Origin of the sequence: Flavobacterium celericrescens (assembly GCF_011392075.1) — a bacterium.
Taxonomy (GTDB): Bacteria; Bacteroidota; Bacteroidia; order Flavobacteriales; family Flavobacteriaceae; genus Flavobacterium; species Flavobacterium celericrescens.
In genome coordinates this window covers 309876-326908 of record NZ_JAAJBV010000003.1, presented here as the reverse complement: position 1 = coordinate 326908, position 17033 = coordinate 309876, and the positions used below count along the sequence as shown (strand labels likewise).

17 protein-coding genes and 1 tRNA gene are annotated in these 17033 nt (G+C 32.1%); 2 read left to right on the top strand and 16 right to left on the bottom strand.

The window, feature by feature from the left end; translation table 11 throughout:
- Positions 1-18 precede the first annotated feature (18 nt).
- Positions 19-444 (bottom strand): DUF1573 domain-containing protein, encoded by a 426-nt coding sequence (locus G4L40_RS06370; RefSeq protein WP_166236362.1) that lies wholly within the window; start codon positions 442-444, stop codon positions 19-21.
- 200 nt (positions 445-644) lie between these two features.
- On the opposite strand from G4L40_RS06370, the gene G4L40_RS06365 reads away from it, so the two are divergent.
- The gene (locus G4L40_RS06365; protein ID WP_166236380.1) at positions 645-3272 is read left to right on the top strand and encodes a valine--tRNA ligase; all 2628 of its coding nucleotides are present in this window, start codon (positions 645-647) and stop codon (positions 3270-3272) included.
- Positions 3273-3442: 170 nt separating this feature from the next.
- Here the strand turns inward: G4L40_RS06365 and G4L40_RS06360 are convergent, their stop codons facing one another.
- From G4L40_RS06360 to G4L40_RS06295, 14 genes are all read right to left on the bottom strand, one after another.
- Complete coding sequence (locus G4L40_RS06360; RefSeq protein ID WP_166236361.1) at positions 3443-4264, bottom strand: zinc chelation protein SecC; 822 nt, start codon at positions 4262-4264, stop codon at positions 3443-3445.
- A 10-nt stretch (positions 4265-4274) separates the two neighbouring features.
- On the bottom strand, positions 4275-4904 hold the full coding sequence (locus G4L40_RS06355) for a hypothetical protein (protein ID WP_166236360.1): 630 nt from the start codon (positions 4902-4904) through the stop codon (positions 4275-4277).
- A gap of 182 nt (positions 4905-5086) precedes the next feature.
- On the bottom strand, positions 5087-5974 hold the full coding sequence (locus G4L40_RS06350; RefSeq protein WP_166236359.1) for an RES family NAD+ phosphorylase: 888 nt from the start codon (positions 5972-5974) through the stop codon (positions 5087-5089).
- A 171-nt stretch (positions 5975-6145) separates the two neighbouring features.
- Positions 6146-6484 (bottom strand): hypothetical protein, encoded by a 339-nt coding sequence (locus G4L40_RS06345; RefSeq protein ID WP_166236358.1) that lies wholly within the window; start codon positions 6482-6484, stop codon positions 6146-6148.
- 3 nt (positions 6485-6487) lie between these two features.
- A complete protein-coding gene (locus G4L40_RS06340) occupies positions 6488-6997 on the bottom strand; it encodes a hypothetical protein (protein WP_166236357.1) in 510 nt (169 codons plus the stop codon).
- 196 nt (positions 6998-7193) lie between these two features.
- The gene (locus G4L40_RS06335; protein WP_166236356.1) at positions 7194-7928 is read right to left on the bottom strand and encodes a hypothetical protein; all 735 of its coding nucleotides are present in this window, start codon (positions 7926-7928) and stop codon (positions 7194-7196) included.
- Between the two features lie 214 nt (positions 7929-8142).
- Positions 8143-8637 carry a hypothetical protein gene (locus G4L40_RS06330; protein ID WP_166236355.1) on the bottom strand — a complete coding sequence of 165 codons (495 nt, stop codon included), beginning with the start codon at positions 8635-8637 and terminating at the stop codon, positions 8143-8145.
- A gap of 139 nt (positions 8638-8776) precedes the next feature.
- A complete protein-coding gene (locus G4L40_RS06325; RefSeq protein WP_166236354.1) occupies positions 8777-8983 on the bottom strand; it encodes a helix-turn-helix domain-containing protein in 207 nt (68 codons plus the stop codon).
- 3 nt (positions 8984-8986) lie between these two features.
- Positions 8987-9541 carry a DUF2975 domain-containing protein gene (locus G4L40_RS06320; protein ID WP_166236353.1) on the bottom strand — a complete coding sequence of 185 codons (555 nt, stop codon included), beginning with the start codon at positions 9539-9541 and terminating at the stop codon, positions 8987-8989.
- Between the two features lie 171 nt (positions 9542-9712).
- Entirely contained in the window at positions 9713-11326 is a 1614-nt protein-coding gene (locus G4L40_RS06315) for a hypothetical protein (protein WP_166236352.1), read from the bottom strand.
- Positions 11327-11448: 122 nt separating this feature from the next.
- Positions 11449-12909 (bottom strand): ligand-binding sensor domain-containing protein, encoded by a 1461-nt coding sequence (locus G4L40_RS06310; protein ID WP_166236351.1) that lies wholly within the window; start codon positions 12907-12909, stop codon positions 11449-11451.
- A 133-nt stretch (positions 12910-13042) separates the two neighbouring features.
- Complete coding sequence (locus tag G4L40_RS06305) at positions 13043-13825, bottom strand: hypothetical protein (RefSeq protein WP_166236350.1); 783 nt, start codon at positions 13823-13825, stop codon at positions 13043-13045.
- A 162-nt stretch (positions 13826-13987) separates the two neighbouring features.
- The gene (locus tag G4L40_RS06300; RefSeq protein WP_166236349.1) at positions 13988-15106 is read right to left on the bottom strand and encodes a hypothetical protein; all 1119 of its coding nucleotides are present in this window, start codon (positions 15104-15106) and stop codon (positions 13988-13990) included.
- A gap of 380 nt (positions 15107-15486) precedes the next feature.
- The gene (locus G4L40_RS06295; RefSeq protein ID WP_166236348.1) at positions 15487-16059 is read right to left on the bottom strand and encodes a pentapeptide repeat-containing protein; all 573 of its coding nucleotides are present in this window, start codon (positions 16057-16059) and stop codon (positions 15487-15489) included.
- A gap of 93 nt (positions 16060-16152) precedes the next feature.
- Here G4L40_RS06295 and G4L40_RS06290 point away from each other — a divergent pair.
- A tRNA-Ala gene (locus G4L40_RS06290) sits at positions 16153-16226 on the top strand.
- A gap of 30 nt (positions 16227-16256) precedes the next feature.
- On the opposite strand, the gene G4L40_RS06285 is transcribed toward G4L40_RS06290, so the two are convergent.
- Positions 16257-17015, bottom strand: coding sequence for a TIGR02757 family protein (locus tag G4L40_RS06285; protein ID WP_166236347.1), 759 nt, complete (start codon positions 17013-17015; stop codon positions 16257-16259).
- Positions 17016-17033 lie beyond the last annotated feature (18 nt).

Below are 17033 nucleotides of genomic sequence, written 5' to 3'. Positions count from 1 at the left end.
CAATTGGGACTTTTTTTTTTATGAGTTGGGAAACGTTTTCTTTTTTACTAACGGACTAACTTCTTCCTTAACAATCACCGTTCCTTTAATTCGTAATGGAACCATGCCATTAGGCTTATTCACCGCATTACTTTCAATTGTAATGGTTTTGCTTATCGGACCTGGGTTCATGTTATATTGTACTTTAATTTGGCCTTTACCTCCAGGAGCAATTGCTTCTTTTGGCCATTCTGGTACTGTACAACCACAGCTCGATTTTGCATTTTTAATATATAAAGGCTCATCACCCGTATTGGTAAATTCAAAAATTCGAATACCATCATCTTTTCCTTTTTCTACCTCACCATAGTTGATAGTTTCTTCTTTAAACTCAATCTTTGGGCCAGTTTGAGCAAATGATGCCATTCCAACGAATACAGTTAAATAAACAAGTAATTTTTTCATCATCTTATAAATTAATAGGTTGTTGTAAAAATAATTAAATAAAAGCAACCAACAAACTACTCCTAACATTTTTTTTATTTTCGTGATATAGTTACTTTTGCACGTAGTAATACAAAAAACATACCAAAGTAAAATTGGGAATGTTAAAACGAACGATTCAACCGTTCAACGATTCAACAATTAAACAAGAAAAAAACAGAATGATTCCTGCACAATTCAACGCTAAAGAAGTAGAACAAAAGTGGTACGACTATTGGATGAAAAACGATTATTTTACATCCAAACCCGACCACAGAACGCCGTACACCATTGTAATTCCGCCACCAAACGTAACAGGAGTCTTACACATGGGACACATGTTGAATAACACCATTCAAGATGTATTAATTCGTCGTGCGCGTTTAAAAGGGTTCAACGCTTGTTGGGTGCCAGGAACCGATCATGCCTCAATTGCAACCGAAGCTAAAGTTGTAGCAAAGTTAAAAGAAGAAGGCATCAATAAAAACGATTTAACTCGTGAAGAATTCCTAAAGCATGCATGGGAATGGACGGATAAATACGGTGGAACCATCTTAGAGCAATTAAAACAATTAGGTTGTTCTTGCGATTGGAGTCGTACTAAGTTTACGATGGATGACGATATGTCAGCATCGGTAATTCACTCATTTGTAGATTTATACAACAAAGGTTTGATTTATCGCGGTTACCGAATGGTTAACTGGGATCCAGAAGCTAAAACGACTTTGTCTGATGAAGAAGTAATCTTTGAAGAACGTCAAGGAAAATTATATTTCATCAAATATAAAATTGAAGGTTCAGAAGATTTCTTAACCGTTGCAACTACGCGTCCAGAAACGATTTTTGGAGATACTGCCATTTGTATCAATCCAAATGACGAACGTTTTGCGCATTTAAAAGGGAAAAGCGCCATTATTCCAATTTGCGGTAGAGTTATTCCTATCATCGAAGACGAATATGTAGATGTAGAATTCGGTACAGGTTGTTTAAAAGTAACGCCTGCTCATGATACCAACGATAAAACGTTAGGTGATAAACACAATTTAGAAATCATCGATATTTTCAATGAAGATGCGACTTTGAATTCTTTCGGATTGCATTATCAAGGAAAAGACAGATTTGTTGTTCGTGAAGAGATTGCGAAAGAATTAGAAACAATCGGAGCGTTAGCAAAAACGGAAACGCATTTGAATAAAGTTGGAACTTCTGAAAGAACCAAAGCGGTAATCGAACCAAGATTATCAGACCAATGGTTCTTAAAAATGGAAGATTTAGTAAAACCTGCTATCAAAGCCGTTTTAGAATCAGACGAAATCAAATTATATCCAAGTCGTTTTAACAATACCTACGCGCATTGGTTAAACAACATTCGCGATTGGAATATCTCACGCCAATTGTGGTGGGGACAACAGATTCCAGCGTACTATTTTGGCGATGGAAAAGAAGATTTCGTAGTAGCTGAAAACATCGAAAAAGCAGTTGAACTTGCGAAAGTAAGAACAGGTAATGCACAACTTCAAGCTTCCGATTTAAAACAAGACGCTGACGCCTTAGACACTTGGTTTTCTTCATGGTTATGGCCAATGGCAGTTTTTGGAGGTGTTTTAAATCCAGAAAATGAAGATTTTAAATACTATTATCCTACGAATGATTTAGTTACGGGTCCAGATATTTTATTCTTCTGGGTAGCGCGTATGATTATTGCAGGTTACGAATATGCAGGCGAAAAACCATTTTCAAACGTATATTTAACGGGATTAGTTCGTGATAGCCAAGGAAGAAAAATGTCAAAACAATTAGGGAATTCACCTGAACCACTAGGACTAATTGAAAAATTTGGTGCCGATGGTGTTCGTGTTGGATTACTTTTAAGTTCTTCTGCTGGAAATGATATTTTATTCGACGAAGAATTATGCAACCAAGGAAAAGGCTTCTCTAATAAAATTTGGAATGCTTTCAAACTAATCAAAGGTTGGGAAGTAGCGGATATTGCACAACCAGAATCTTCAAAAGTTGCGATTGAATGGTACGAAGCGAAGTTGCAACAAACCTTAGCCGAAATCGAAGATAACTTTGACAAATACAGATTATCAGACGCTTTAATGGCGATTTACAAATTGGTTTGGGACGATTTTTGTTCGTGGTTCTTAGAAATGATAAAACCAGGTTACCAACAGCCAATCGACCGCAAAACGTTTGAAAAAGCGATTGAAATGTTAGAAGCGAACTTGAAATTGTTACATCCATTCATGCCGTTTTTAACGGAGGAGATTTGGCATCATATTGCAGAAAGAACGCCAGAACAAGCGTTGATAGTAGGCGAGTGGCCAAAAGCAAAAGCATTTGACGAAAAATTAATTACGGATTTTGATTTCGCAACCGAAGTTATTTCTGGAATTAGAACGATTCGTAAAGACAAAAACATTCCGTTTAAAGATGCGATGGAATTAAAAGTAGTGAACAACGAAAAAGCATCAACGTATTTTGATTCGGTAATTCAGAAGTTAGGAAACTTGACAACGTTAGAATATGTTGCGGATAAAGTAGATGGCGCATTATCATATCGTGTGAAATCGAATGAATACTTTATTCCAATTACAGGAAATATCGATGTAGAAGCCGAAGTTGCAAAATTAACCGAGGAGTTAAACTACACCAAAGGGTTCTTACGCTCAGTGCAAGGGAAATTGTCTAACGAGAAATTCGTAGCCGGCGCACCGGAACAAGTAATTGCCAACGAACGCAAAAAAGAAGCCGACGCTTTAGCAAAAATTGCAACTTTAGAACAAAGTTTAGCGAGTTTGAAATAAATTTTATCCAAACCTGATAGGTTTTAAATAATGAATCCCGAGTGTGAGCTCGGGATTTTTTTGTTTTAAATTATTATGAAGTTGCAAGCTCCGAAAAACCGATTATTTTCTATTAATATATAATTTAAACATGAGTTTAATACAAAATTCGCAATTGCGCCCAACGTGTGTTAGTGGCTGGTATGTTGAATTGTGTTTGTTCGTAAACTTATTTTCTGGCTTGGGTTTTGTACTAAAAACTCATAATGAGGATATTTTTCTCCAATTTTTTTGTAACAGCAATCTTTAAGTTCTAATCCTGAATTACAATTACATTTATCATTTTGATTCATATTTTCAAAATCTTCTTTTTTAATTTCTATTTGAAAGACTTTTAAATCCCAAAACTCATATAGAGAATCTATTTCTTGCATTAAGTAATCAATTACATCGTAACTATAATGATCTTTTTGTTTACCTGTTTCAGAATCTGTGATAAACATTACAGAATATTTGTTTCCTGGATCTTCAACTAATGAAATTCCTAATACTTCAGCTTTATCAACTATTCTGTGGCACATTTCACCATTGTAGATTTCACCAACAATATGACCACATGAATTTCTTATAGATATTTTTTTTTCACAAACACTGCACAGAATACTTGTTTTAACTATTTCCATACTAGCGAAAAGTCTATAGGGAAATATTACTTGCAAATTTCTGACAGCTTTTTCAATAAAATTTAAATAATATTTATTCTCATTAAATGAAAAATGCTTTTTGAGAGAACTCATTGTTATTTCGGTTCTTTCCAGTTGACACCAAGCTTGGTAATATTGTTTCTTTTTTAGTAAGTTAAAAACATTTGTATAAAGTTTATGTATTTCAACAATAGTCTGACAAATCCAGATTTCTTTGGCTTCTTTTTGCAAATCGTCTTTGACCGCAAGCTCTTTAATAGTTTGTAACTCCGAAATTGCATTTTCAAAATGGAAATCAGATTGTCCCAATTTTTCAATTTTATTCCAAATTTGTTGGTTCTTCATTTTCTTTTAGTTCTTTTTGTGATTCTTCATATTTTTTTAAAGCCTCAAGAGCCGTATTAATTTCTTTAGCAGGTCCTTCAAATTTTATCTCTTTTGAATTTCCAGAAGTATCCACTATTGTTACAGAAAACTTTACTTGAACAGGTTGTAAATATTTTTTTTGTGCAACCTCACTAATATGTGTATTATTTACAATTATTTTGGTCGAATTATCAATTATATTAATTTCAGGTTTTGATTCTTCTTCTTTAATATACTTATCGTAAACATATGCCGACAATATTGTCACAAAAGTTGGAATTGCAATTGTTAGAACAACAAATTTCCCTAGTCTTTTATAATTGTTATAGAAACCAAATTCAGTGTATAATTCATCTGTTATACAAATGTCTATGAGTAATTCTTGATTAAGATTTTGTTGAAAATATTTTAGCAAATTGCTAGTTTCAATTGGGAAAAGTGGATTTTCAAAATCTCTTAAATTTTCAAAAGGCACTATTAAAATCGATGCGTTATTAAGCACAGTTTTTAGTTCTTCTGTAATATAATCACGATTTAACCAAGTTTGAAAATTTTCATTACTTTCTAAGACTTCAATTTTCATAAGTTTATTTATCAAGGGTTTTGTTAATGCTTGCCGCTAACGTTTCGCGGCTATCTATCTTTCTATCTATAGAGAAGCCAACGAACTGCGTACTGTCTGCTAAGATAAAGTTTTTACGTGAAAAAAGAAGTACAACTAAAGAAAAACCAGCTATAGCTGATAACCGATGTTAGCTGTAGTTCTTAGCTCAAACCTACCATTTTTCTTGAATAATCTTCGCCAACAAAATATGGAGCTTCTAAAGGTGTAAATTTTAAAGAATTTCCATCAGAAGCTTCAGTTTTAGTTAGATTGTCAACAAAAGTTTCTAATTTATTCTTGTAAACTCTACATTCAGAAGCAGCAACAAATCTAAGTTTCTTATCGACAGTTTCAGGTTTTAGAGCAATATTAATTCCTTCTCCTGCTAATCTTACGCTAGGATAAAGTATTCCATCGTAAGAATCCGATATTATTTCTGAATATGTTGCTGAAATTGTATAGTCGGTGTGATGTGAAATTGGAGATTTTGCAAATTCACGAGCAAGAAATTGACTAATCTCTAAAGATTGAATTTCTAAATCCGGATTTCCTTTAACCAAGTTTTGAAATTGTTCCTGCAAATAACTTGATAATTGCGTTGGTCTTTCAAACTTTTGGTGATGAATTACAGAAATTAAATCAATATCTTCAATTACTTCCCAAGCGCTGAAAGTTATGTCCAATTCACCTATTGAATTTGGATCTCTAAGAAAATCAGTAATTTCAAATAAAACTGTTATTCTGGCTGTTGAAGGTTCACTCGCACCTTGAATTTCTGGAACAATTGAACCATAGAACATAGTTTTATAAGGTGTGCTTGCTCTTTGAAAGGTTGAATTAAATTCTTGTGGTTTATAGGATAGGGCAGATACATTTTCAAAAGATTTTTTTTCCGTTAATCTCGCTCTGACAATTCTTTTTCCTGGGTGCAGCGTTGTAACCATAGCACCAAATTTTTCCAATTGTTTTAGTTGAGCTCTAACATCTTCAATTGAAATGTTTTTTAAATCTGCATCTTGTAAGGCTTGAATTATTTTTCGATGTTCCATATTTATCGTAATGTTGTGAAAATTACCGCTAACGTTTTTCGTCTTGGCGATGTGGCGGATTTTTAGCACAAAAGTTCAATAGAATTACTGCCCTTGAACCTTGCATAAGGTTTCAAGAAGCACTTCAGCCACCATATTGCCAAACCGATCTTAGTGGCAGGGCTTTTCAACTTATAAGTTTGAAAATATATTTTTAACATCTAATGCTGTATTTGAATTATTAAATGTTGCAAGGACAGTTCCATTTTGGTTTCTATCTCTAATTTCAATATTCATAGTGCTGTGGTTGTAGGCTATTGCATATCTATGTCCATTTATCGTAAGCCACAAAATGTTTGCTGTTTCATCATTATATGTTCTAACTTCAACGTCTTGTGTAGCTCTCCAAATTACTGCACCTGCTAATGTTAATACAATTTCATTTACATTCTGTCCGTGATGGTCTGCTCTTTCCATTACACCATTGATGTATTGGTTAAGTAAATTAAGTGTTGTAATAGTTAATGCCATATTCTAAATATTGAAATAAAATTTTAAAATTAAAGTAACAATTACTGATGCAATGATACCTGAAATAAAAAGAAGATAATCTCTCAATGCACTTCTCTTGTCTCCTTTGTTTAAAATGGTTTCAAAATGGTCAAGTGCTTCAAGTGGTACTTTTTGTAGTGTTTCAACTTTATTTTTTAAGGAACTTTCTTCTGTTGAAAGTTTGGATAGTCGTTGTTCTAATTCATCAATGTTTTTCTCTTTTTCTTTCATTAAGTCTGTGAACTCAATTGTTGCTTTGTCTACTTCTGCAAATGCACTTTTAAGAATAGTTAGTGTATCTTCAAGTCTTTGCTTATATGTTTTTGTCTCATTTATTTCAAGGTCAAAAACTTTGGCGATAAATTCTTCCGTCTTTCCAACTTTACCTGCTTTAACTGAATTAGTTATAAATTTTTTGGCAATCGTTTTTGTCAGTGGTAAAAGTCCACCTAGCAAAGCGGAAATTAAGGTTGCTATAATTTCTATTCCCATATAGTCTATTTGTCTCTCTTGTTTTTAAGGTTTTTGGTCTGATAGCCTTGCCACTAACGTTCTGCGGCTTGCTCTCAGTGGCATTGAGCCAACACCAAGCCATTACAAATATAACAAAACATTCCATTCAGCAGCAGATTTTCCATAGGAAAATCTGGAAGTAGCCATTGAAGCAAACCGCTGTTATGGGCTGCCTTTAATATTCTACAACAGTTATAATGTCTTCCTTCCAGTTCCCATTTTCTTTACCATAATAACAATTAATTTTAATTCCTTCATCAGGAATTTTTATGGTAAAAGAAATTCGGTCATAAAATCGGATTATTGATTCAAATTCTATGTAGAATTTATCATCGATGTCTTTTTTGTTTTTAAATTCAGCTTTTTTGCCGTCAACATTAATATTTGCTTTTAGTTTAAAATAGTTTGTTATAATGAATTTTCTAGAAGTTAAAGTGTCAAAATGAAAATAGCTCTTAATTTTATAAGAATTAAATGCGAGATTTAAAACTTCCTCAATGTCATTAACACTTTTAATGTTTACAGGTTCTATTTCAGGATATAAAAGTTGATGAAATTCCATTTCCTTATTTCTTTCAGATTCTAAGATTCTTTTATAGCCATAACCTAGTTTCAAGTCAATAAGTATATCGTTCTCATCAATTTTATATTTTTCATTTACAGTTCCATAAGAATTTTCATAACCTGAAATAATTTTAATTGTATCATTTTCAATTTTGTATTTTCCTTTTGCGGTTGTATATCCAAAATGTCCTGATGATATTCTTTCATAACGGCCATTATTTTTAAAATGAAATTCCCATAAAGTATCTCCCCACCATCCTAAAAAACTTTTTTCAATTGTTTGTGCAGCAATATTGTTATTTGTAACTGTTAGTGTTAATATTAGAATGATTAATTTCTTTTTCATAAGGTTTCTCTAAGGTTGCCCATAACTTATTTATATGTCTGATAAAATCATACATAGCTATCCGATTTTGGGTGTATATGCCTGACAAATATCAGTTTTATCTTTACCAAAAATAATAAAAAATCCTTACAATTTATCAAACATTACATTAGTTTAAACACAATCTTATAACAAAAAATCCCGAGCATAACTCGGGATTTTTCTGTTTATGATTTTACTTTTTAAGCTTTTTATAAGTTCTGATTAAAGTCTTAAGATCGCGGTTAGAAGTTACATCCATAACTTTGTCAGATAAAAAATGACCATAATTGAATGCTATAGTGTATTTTGATGTAGTTAACGCATCAGAAATTACATCCAGGTCATTTCGTAACGCTTGTTTTTCATCTTCTATTTTTTGTAAGAGTTCAAATTTAGCTTTAAAATCTCTTCTAAAAGTCGTGGTATTAAATGGAATCGAATTAAGAATTTGCATTTGCTTCTTCGATTTCAAATCCAAAGTATCTATAATTTTAGGTACTATATTCTCAATTTCTTTTCGCGATAATGAATGCAGATGTTCAGGAAGAAAAGATTCTTGCTTTACAGTTCCTTTTTTAGGGACTGATTGTATTGCAGGTTCTGGAGCGTCGGTATTGATATAACCGCTCCCAAAACACTTTTTACACTTTACATCTAAACCTTCACACGTACAAATTTGAACTGCCATAAATAGTCGTTTTTTTAATATGCTGAAGCTGTAAGAATCGGTTTTTATGAAAAACTTCTGAATACAGTTTCAAATAGGCTGTAAAGATATATAAAAGCGAATGAAATTAAGTGTAAATTGAAAAATCAATAATGATACTTTATTCTGCTACATACTCCAAAATATCACCCGGCTGACAATCCAAAACGTTGCAGATGGCTTCCAACGTACTAAAACGAACCGCTTTGGCCTTACCCGTTTTTAAAATCGACAAATTGGCTAAAGTGATGTCTACTTTCTCTGAAAGTTCGTTGAGCGACATTTTGCGTTTCGCCATCATCACATCTAAGTTTACTACTATTGCCATAATTTAAACCGTTAAGTCGTTTTCTTCTTGAATTTCGATACCGCGTTTAAAAATTTGAGCAATCACCAAAAGCGTAATTCCCATAAACAACCAAACATCGCCACCCGCAATTTTTAAATGCTGAATGGATGGAATTGTAACACCTTGTTTTACCATGTTTTCTGAAAAATTGGTTCCCCAAATGGCAAACAACGCAATTCCAAGCGTAAGGTAAGACACACTAAAAATAAAGCGATTAACATCTTTATTAAATGGTTGTGCTAAATTGAGTTTCTTGTCATGTATGATTTTGATAATCAAATAAAACAGAATAGCTTTTAAAACCGCTACAATACTCATTAATGAAGTCAACGTTACAAAATGACTTTGATTAAATTCATATAATGAAGACAAATCAATTTGGTTCCAAAAATAGGAAGAACCTATTGGATTAATAAATAAAGTGAAAAAGGTGTTTACGAGAAATCCACCTGCATCAATTGAAAGACCAATAAAGATAATCCAAGCCAATACATACAATACATTTAGCATCTGTTGTGCACTAATCTTAATTTCCATAGAAGTAAATATTAAAAGTTGATGATGCAAATTTCAATAAAAATTTATTGAAAAACAATAAAAATTTAATTATTTTAGATAAATAAATGCAAATCCCTTGTAGTTGCTGATGGCACAAAATAAAAAATCCCGAGGGCTACTCGGGATTTGATACTATAAAGTAATTTAGAATTAGTTACAAGCGTCTAACGCTTCAGCAAATTGCAAAATACTTTCTAAATTGTTTTTAAATTCTTTCTTCTCCACGCGAGCCAGTAGGGCAGGACAACCTGCTGCTAATTCCTCAAAACGCTTTTTAGGAGAAAGCATCCACGAAGCCGAAGCATTCGATTTTCCTTCCGAATCGTTGGCGCCTTTTATAATGATTTCGCCATTAAAATATTGGTACACACTGATTTTTTTACCCGTGTACATTTCTTTTACAAATTTCTTTGTAGCGCTAGACATAGAAATACCGCCATTATCAACCGCTACTTTAAATGAAACAGATGCAAACTCTTCACCATTACTCAAGGTAAGACGATTTACTTCGTTTGCTTTAAAAGTTCTCTCCGAAAATTTCCCTTGAAAATCTTTTACAGTTACCGTAATAGCATCACCTAAAGCTAAAGTTCTACTTTTTTGAATATAACCTGCAATCGTGTCTTTTTTAATCGTAGCCAAATAAGCCAAAATATAGTTTGGATCTGTATCTATGCTATATGGCGCGCTAGTAGTAGTATAACTTGGTGAACTTGCTACTGGAGCCGCTTCTTCAAAAAAGAAGTTTTTAGTTTCAACAGCAAAGTGTCTTGTATTGATTTTATTTACTTTAAAAAGCGTGTTCATATCGTTGCATTCTTCAATATTGCTCACACCATCGCTTTTGTCGTAGTCGTTTTCAATAAGCTTGTTCGACCATTCAATAGATTTGTTAGGTAAATCTAAATAATTATAAATTTGCGCCAAGTTGAAATAAGCACTATATCTTATTTTGCGATGCGCTTTTGAATCTTCCGCATATTTTTTTGGTAACGATTCAAAGTATTGAATTGGACTTTGCAATTCTACTTCAAAGTTTGATACCGGATTGTTAAACGTCATTTTGTCAAAAACAGCTCTTACTTCTTCAAATGCTTTGTATTCTGCAGCTTGTTCAGGGTGTTTTTTATTGGCTAAAATCCAAAGGTAATCGGTTCCTGTTTTTACCGAATAACCATAATCGTTATTCAATTGTGTGTTTAACGAGTTCACTACTTCAGTAACAAAATTGTTATAAATGGTTCGGTTGATGTTGTAAAAATACGAATCAGCGCTTGAGTAGCTATCATATTCTTTACTTTTCAAGGTATTACTTCTAGTAAAGTCGATAGTTTTTTGAATTTTTCCATCAGAGCTGCTCACTTTTGCACTACCATTTTGAGCATACGTAAGCTCAGCGGTGTAGTAATACGTGTTGCGCACAACACCATTTTTATCTTTTGAAGAGCTAGTTCTAGTAGCAATGTTCTTCTTAGTAATGGTTGGTGTTAACAACGTAATGTCAATGTTGATGTACCCGTTTTTTTCCTTTTTTTCAAACCCATTGATGTTCACTTGGTTCTGAAAAAAGAACTTAGATTTATCATACATCAAGTTGCGGTCGATGTTGGTGGTGAACGAATACGTTCTGTTTTTTACTTCAGCTATAGGGTTGCTCGGTAATTGTACATACGAATAATTGAAATCATGGCGGTCTAAATCGGTAGATTGTGCTAATGCCACACATGAAAGCAATAATGAAAAGATAGAGAATAGTTTTTTCATTGTGATTTTTAAAATTAATTATTGGATAAAGATACTATTTGTATTTTGATTATGAAATTTAAAAAGTGCGGTTTTTAAAAGGTATAAAAAAACTCCCGTGTGGTGGGAGTTTTTTTGGGGTTTTATTTTTTTTCAATTTTTACCATTCCATTTCTTGTTGCAAGGTAGATATTCCCTTTTGAATCTATTTCAATATCTTGCATGTATGAAGTTGGAATGTTTGAATTTAAATTATTGTAATTTTCCCAAATGTTATTAATCGGGTCAAATCTTATTAAACCACAAATACTTGTTGTAATCCATAGTATATTTTCATTATTGTCATAAATCATATTACTTGTATGATTAACTGGAATTCCAGAATTTTCAGTAATAAATTTTTTCCATTTTCCATCAATAGATAGAACTGCTATTCCTTCATCTGAATTCTTTTCCTGTCCTTTATCATTTTTGTAAAGTCCAAAATAAATATTTCCTTCGTTATCTTCTGTCAAACTTGTAATACATCTTCCTTTTAACAAAGATTCTGTTTTTTGAAACTCTGTAATTTTACCATTTTCATCAATCATTAAACTTCCTTTAAAAGTACCAATCCATAAACGATTTTTTGAATCTTTTTTTGCATAGTAAACTCTGTTATCTGGAAGTTCAGCTAAGTTTTTTTTATTGATTATACTCCAATTTCCATTTTTTAAAGTAACTAATCCTTCATCAGCACAAAAAAACACTTCTCCTGATTTTGGGTTATTAATGATGTGATAACACCCTTTAATTCCAATTTTTTCAGGTGAATGAAATTCCCAATTATTGTTTTTATAGCTTAAGATTCCCTTTGTAGTGGTAACCCAGTAAGTGTTGTCATTATCAACAGCCATATCAAAATAGGCAAAATACTTTTCGACAGGAATAATATTTTGTTCTGAATGGGTGAATTCTAATCCATTAAAAAAAAATAATTCTTGATTTACTTCATACCAAACATTATCATTTTTGTCTATAGTTAGGTTATCACTTAATCCTGCAGATAGTTTGGAATTTGAGTTATTCCAAACAGTTATATTGTAATTTTTAAGATTTTCATTTTTATAGGCATAATCTTTATTAGATATTTGAGGATTAGATGGCCTGGCAAATGATTTTTCAAATGCTTTCACATCAACCCGTTCAATATTACCAATTATTTTATTATCCTTAATAGTGAAGATTAAATTGATTGATGATTTTTCTTCTTTTTTACCAGCCGTTATTGCTGGAGTCCAATTTTTAAATTTATTGAGTTCTTCGATAACTTTTTTGGTAATAGGATTGTTTGATTGATCAGTGTGACTTAAAACACAAGCTCGGCCTTTTGAATCAATGAGTACTTGGAATTTTGCACTACCATTAATTCCCTCTAGGTTCAATTCTTTATTAAGTTTTTCTTGTAGTTTTAAAAATTCATGTTCATTATATCCAGCTTTGGTATCACCACAATCAAGACAAAATCGGTCAGTTTTACAGTTGTCTAATTTTACAGGGAATAAATTTTGCCCATTGAGATGAAATGTTAAACCTATTAAAAAAATAAAAATCTTTTTTCTCATTTATTTTGTTTATTGTGTTTTATTATTTTTCTATTTTAATATGAAAGGATTCGCTTCGGGAACAGGGAAATGATAAACGTGAACTTGCTACATTTTTCGCCATTTCTTGAAACCGCTGTTAGGCACAGTTAATTTATTCTAATCTAGCTAACCTCAAAACTTTTTCTCCAATTTGAGTAATAGTATAACTTTTAGCACTACCAGAGTAACTTGAATCTTTATATTTAATTAAACCAAGTTCGATGAATAAATCTGTAGGCTTATAACTTACAGCTATATATTCTCCTTTATTTAGCGAAATTGAAGTACTCACAAAATCTTTAAGCATTTCTTTTTCTTTTAATTTTCTTAGTAAAATTGAGGCTTCATCTTCAACCCTTTTATCATTTTCATTTTTTTCTGGACTCACTTCTGAAGTTTTTTTCTTTTCGGCGTTTGAAAGCAATTCAGTGATTTCATTTTCTAATGTTTTCATTCTTGTTTCGAGGCGTGATTTAGAATCTCGTTCCTTATCTAATTTTTCTAATAAGTTGTCATTTTCAGCTCGTAAATTCTCATATACAGATTTTAATACAATTGATTTTGAATCGGTGATTTTATAAATCCAAGGAGTAACCCTTTTTTCTGAAAGGTTTACAATCAATCTAGAAAGATTTAATAAAAGATACGTTAAGACTAATAAGCCAAATGCCCAATAAATATTGCTAAATAAATTTTCGATAAAGCTATGTGATGAATAATAATCTCGGACAAATGCCTTTTTATCGTCTAAATTACAATCTTTGTCAAAATTGAATAAAGTGTACACTAATTCCCAGTTTCTAACTAACCAAACAAGCAAATATGTTCCTAAAAATGGATTTTTAGTTTTTTCTCTAAAATTATCAGTGAATGAAATAAGAAAGTCTTTAATCATAGGGTCGTGAATTAATTGTGCCTAACGTTCCCGCGCTTGGCGTCAGTTGTGAACTTCGTAACTGATTATTTTCTGTTAAGTTATAAATTTCTTGCGAAATATAAACTTGATTTTACTACAAAATTCGCAATTGCGCCAAACGTGTGTTGGCAGTAGTTTCTATTATTCTGTTTCTGTATTTTCATTTTCATCCTCTGCATTTCCATTACCTAAGTATTTCACAATGTCTATTCCCGTTTTTCCAATTGTTTTTAGAACGTCCATTGACTTTTGTGTTAATTCCACTTGTTTTAGAATTTTGTCATAATCGGTTTTTAACTTGTTCGCTTCTGAAGCAGCTTTACCGTCAGTTTTAGGCTCATTCACTTCAGGGGAATTAATTTCGATTGTCATACCGCCATCAACACATTTAGCAATATAAGTCACATGACCTTTAACTGCAATTTTTAATTCATTAATTCTACCTTTTTCAATGTTTTTTGTTGCGAAATCCTTTATAATGTCAAGAGAAATTTTGTCAATTTCATTATTTAAAATCTCTTTTTCCTGTTTTTCGATTGATTTTTGTTCAGTAGTGTTAATACCTAATTCTTTAAGTTTTAATCTTGTAACACGTATTTCTGTTATTTTTTTATAAATGTTAACAATACGTTCAATTGCAACTGCTAAACAAACAGCGACTTCAGGAGAATTATCAATAAAGAACTGTAATGAACCATTACTTACAAAATTTAATTCTGAATCGTCTGGAGTTTCTCCATTAAGTTCTTTAAAAGTTTTGAAGATTTTATCCCAACGATTTAAATCTTTTGTAATGAAAGGAATTTTTTTATGAGTATAGCTATCTGGCATTAATAATCCTATCTCAAAATTATTGCCAGATGGTTTATGTATTTTTATGCCTAATTCATTTAAATCATCTAAAACTCTCTCTATTCTGTCAGTAAAATCTTTTCTATCATCTGCATACTCTTGTAAGTCTTCTATCGTTTTATTTACATTATATGAATTAATAGTTAAAATATCATCTAAAGTATATTCTCCCCATTTGCCATAATAATTTCTCCCTCCAATTTTTTCGAGAATTTCGAAATCACTTTTATTATACTTTTCAATTGTAGAAAGTTTAATTTCATTTTTTATTTCTTGAATTGTATTTGTAATTTCGTCACTATTATTATTGCGAATATAACTTTTTAAGTTTTGAATTAGCTCTTGAATATAACTTTCGTCAGTTTCGCTAAGATCGTTTAATACATGAAGTAATTTTGATGCATCCATATTGTGTGTAAAGTTCTTTAATTGTTTATTTGTTCTGAAATTACTGCCAACTTGTATATATCATCAACCAGTTAGCACTTTTTCAAATATAAAAAACCGCTCCAAAACCGCATTACAGATTTTCTGTACATTTTGTTAAAGTTTTGAGCCAAATGTAAGTGTTTGCCAATACAAAAAATAGAGTAAAAATACCTGTTTTTAAAAACAGGTATTTTTACGGGGGTAACCAGGTATTTTTACGGGGGTGAGGCTTTAACATTTCGGCACAAAAAAAGTAGGCGAGTGTATGCCTAGTGTATCAAGAGTGTATGCGGAGTGTATGGCGAGTGTATGCCAGAAGTATGCTAGAGGTATGCCAGAGGTACTAATGCAACGATAAACTATTTAATCACCAAGTCATATTTTTGCAATAAACCTTTTAAATTCTCTGTAGAAAATATAGCGCGTTTCAATTTGTTTTTCTCAGGGTCAATAATAAAATCATAGCTGGTAGAAAAATCAGTTTTGTTGGCAGTTGTACCTATAAACACAGCGTGTCTTAAATTACAGTTGTCAAACAGCGCTTCAGTCAAATCACTTTCCATAAAATCTACCGCAATCATGCTGCAATTGATAAACTGCATTTTTTTGAGTTTCAAACTATAAAACTGGGCATAATCAAGCAAGCTGTCTTTAAAGTGAAATTCATACAAAATCTGGTCGGTCATGGCAAAATTTACCGACGTAAAATCGCATTTGGTAAACCAAACATCACGCAAAGACACATGGTTAATCTTGGTGCCTTTAAAATTACAATCCAAAAAGTTACAATCAATAAACGTCACGGCAATAAACGAACACGCTCTAAAATCGCAATTGATAAACGTACAATTTTCGTATTCTTTATACTTTACATCGCTTTCAGCATATACAATGTCGGTAAAATGTTGGTCGGTAATATAATCTGCGTGCATGATTTTTTTTTAGAACCGTAAAACTACTTCAATTTTTTATTGAATCAAAAGAAACTTATAGCTTTAAAAAAGCTATATTCGTAAAAAAATAATGGGGATGTAGCTCAGTTGGCTAGAGTGCTTGACTGGCAGTCAAGAGGTCGTGGGTTCGAGCCCCATCTTCTCCACAAAGTCCTGTTTCGGCAGGATTTTTTGTTTTAAAACCCTTCAAAAACACCCAAACCAAATAATGCAAAATCATATTTTACTGGGTCTTTTGGGTCTAATGCTCTTAAATTTTGGTCCAATTCGGCTAAAGCTTTCGCATCGTTTTGCTTGCGAATTAACAACTCTAATTTTCGCGCCACATTGCCCGAATGTACATCCAAAGGACAAGATAATTGGGCTGGTGCAATGCTTTTCCAAATACCTAAATCCACCCCTTTGTTGTCGTTTCGCACCATCCAACGCAAATACATATTGATTCGCTTAGCAGCCGAACCATTCAACGGATCAGAAATGTGTTTTTCGGTACGGGATAAATGTGGGGCTTCAAAAAAAAGTTGTTTGAAATGTGAAATCGTGTGTTGCAGCGTTGGATGCTCTTGTGAAAAAACAGCTTCTAATCCGTTATGATTTTGATAAATGTGTTGCAATCCTTTGATAAATCCCACAAAATCCTGTCCGTTAAACGTGCGATGAACAAAAGTTTCTAAGGTTTCCAATTGCAATTCAGAGTGATTCATCACAAAATCGTATGGTGAATTACCCATCAAATCCATCATTTTCTTCGCATTATTGATAATCATTTTGCGATTACCCCATGCAATTGTAGCCGCCAGAAAACCCGCAATTTCAATATCTTCTTTCAAAGTATACAAATGCGGAATATGAATCGGATCACTCTCAATAAAGTTTGGATTATTGTACAATTCGACCTTTTCGCCCAGAAATTCTTTTAACTCGGAATGTATCATATTTTTTTAACATATAAG

What these genes read in the sequence shown, in the direction of transcription:
- G4L40_RS06370 (WP_166236362.1), bottom strand. Translation starts at nt 444, where the DNA reads ATGAAAAAATTACTTGTTTATTTAACTGTATTCGTTGGAATGGCATCA.
- G4L40_RS06365 (WP_166236380.1), top strand. Translation starts at nt 645, where the DNA reads ATGATTCCTGCACAATTCAACGCTAAAGAAGTAGAACAAAAGTGGTAC.
- G4L40_RS06355 (WP_166236360.1), bottom strand. Translation starts at nt 4,904, where the DNA reads ATGAAAATTGAAGTCTTAGAAAGTAATGAAAATTTTCAAACTTGGTTA.
- G4L40_RS06350 (WP_166236359.1), bottom strand. Translation starts at nt 5,974, where the DNA reads ATGGAACATCGAAAAATAATTCAAGCCTTACAAGATGCAGATTTAAAA.
- G4L40_RS06345 (WP_166236358.1), bottom strand. Translation starts at nt 6,484, where the DNA reads ATGGCATTAACTATTACAACACTTAATTTACTTAACCAATACATCAAT.
- G4L40_RS06340 (WP_166236357.1), bottom strand. Translation starts at nt 6,997, where the DNA reads ATGGGAATAGAAATTATAGCAACCTTAATTTCCGCTTTGCTAGGTGGA.
- G4L40_RS06335 (WP_166236356.1), bottom strand. Translation starts at nt 7,928, where the DNA reads ATGAAAAAGAAATTAATCATTCTAATATTAACACTAACAGTTACAAAT.
- G4L40_RS06330 (WP_166236355.1), bottom strand. Translation starts at nt 8,637, where the DNA reads ATGGCAGTTCAAATTTGTACGTGTGAAGGTTTAGATGTAAAGTGTAAA.
- G4L40_RS06325 (WP_166236354.1), bottom strand. Translation starts at nt 8,983, where the DNA reads ATGGCAATAGTAGTAAACTTAGATGTGATGATGGCGAAACGCAAAATG.
- G4L40_RS06320 (WP_166236353.1), bottom strand. Translation starts at nt 9,541, where the DNA reads ATGGAAATTAAGATTAGTGCACAACAGATGCTAAATGTATTGTATGTA.
- G4L40_RS06315 (WP_166236352.1), bottom strand. Translation starts at nt 11,326, where the DNA reads ATGAAAAAACTATTCTCTATCTTTTCATTATTGCTTTCATGTGTGGCA.
- G4L40_RS06310 (WP_166236351.1), bottom strand. Translation starts at nt 12,909, where the DNA reads ATGAGAAAAAAGATTTTTATTTTTTTAATAGGTTTAACATTTCATCTC.
- G4L40_RS06305 (WP_166236350.1), bottom strand. Translation starts at nt 13,825, where the DNA reads ATGATTAAAGACTTTCTTATTTCATTCACTGATAATTTTAGAGAAAAA.
- G4L40_RS06300 (WP_166236349.1), bottom strand. Translation starts at nt 15,106, where the DNA reads ATGGATGCATCAAAATTACTTCATGTATTAAACGATCTTAGCGAAACT.
- G4L40_RS06295 (WP_166236348.1), bottom strand. Translation starts at nt 16,059, where the DNA reads ATGCACGCAGATTATATTACCGACCAACATTTTACCGACATTGTATAT.
- G4L40_RS06285 (WP_166236347.1), bottom strand. Translation starts at nt 17,015, where the DNA reads ATGATACATTCCGAGTTAAAAGAATTTCTGGGCGAAAAGGTCGAATTG.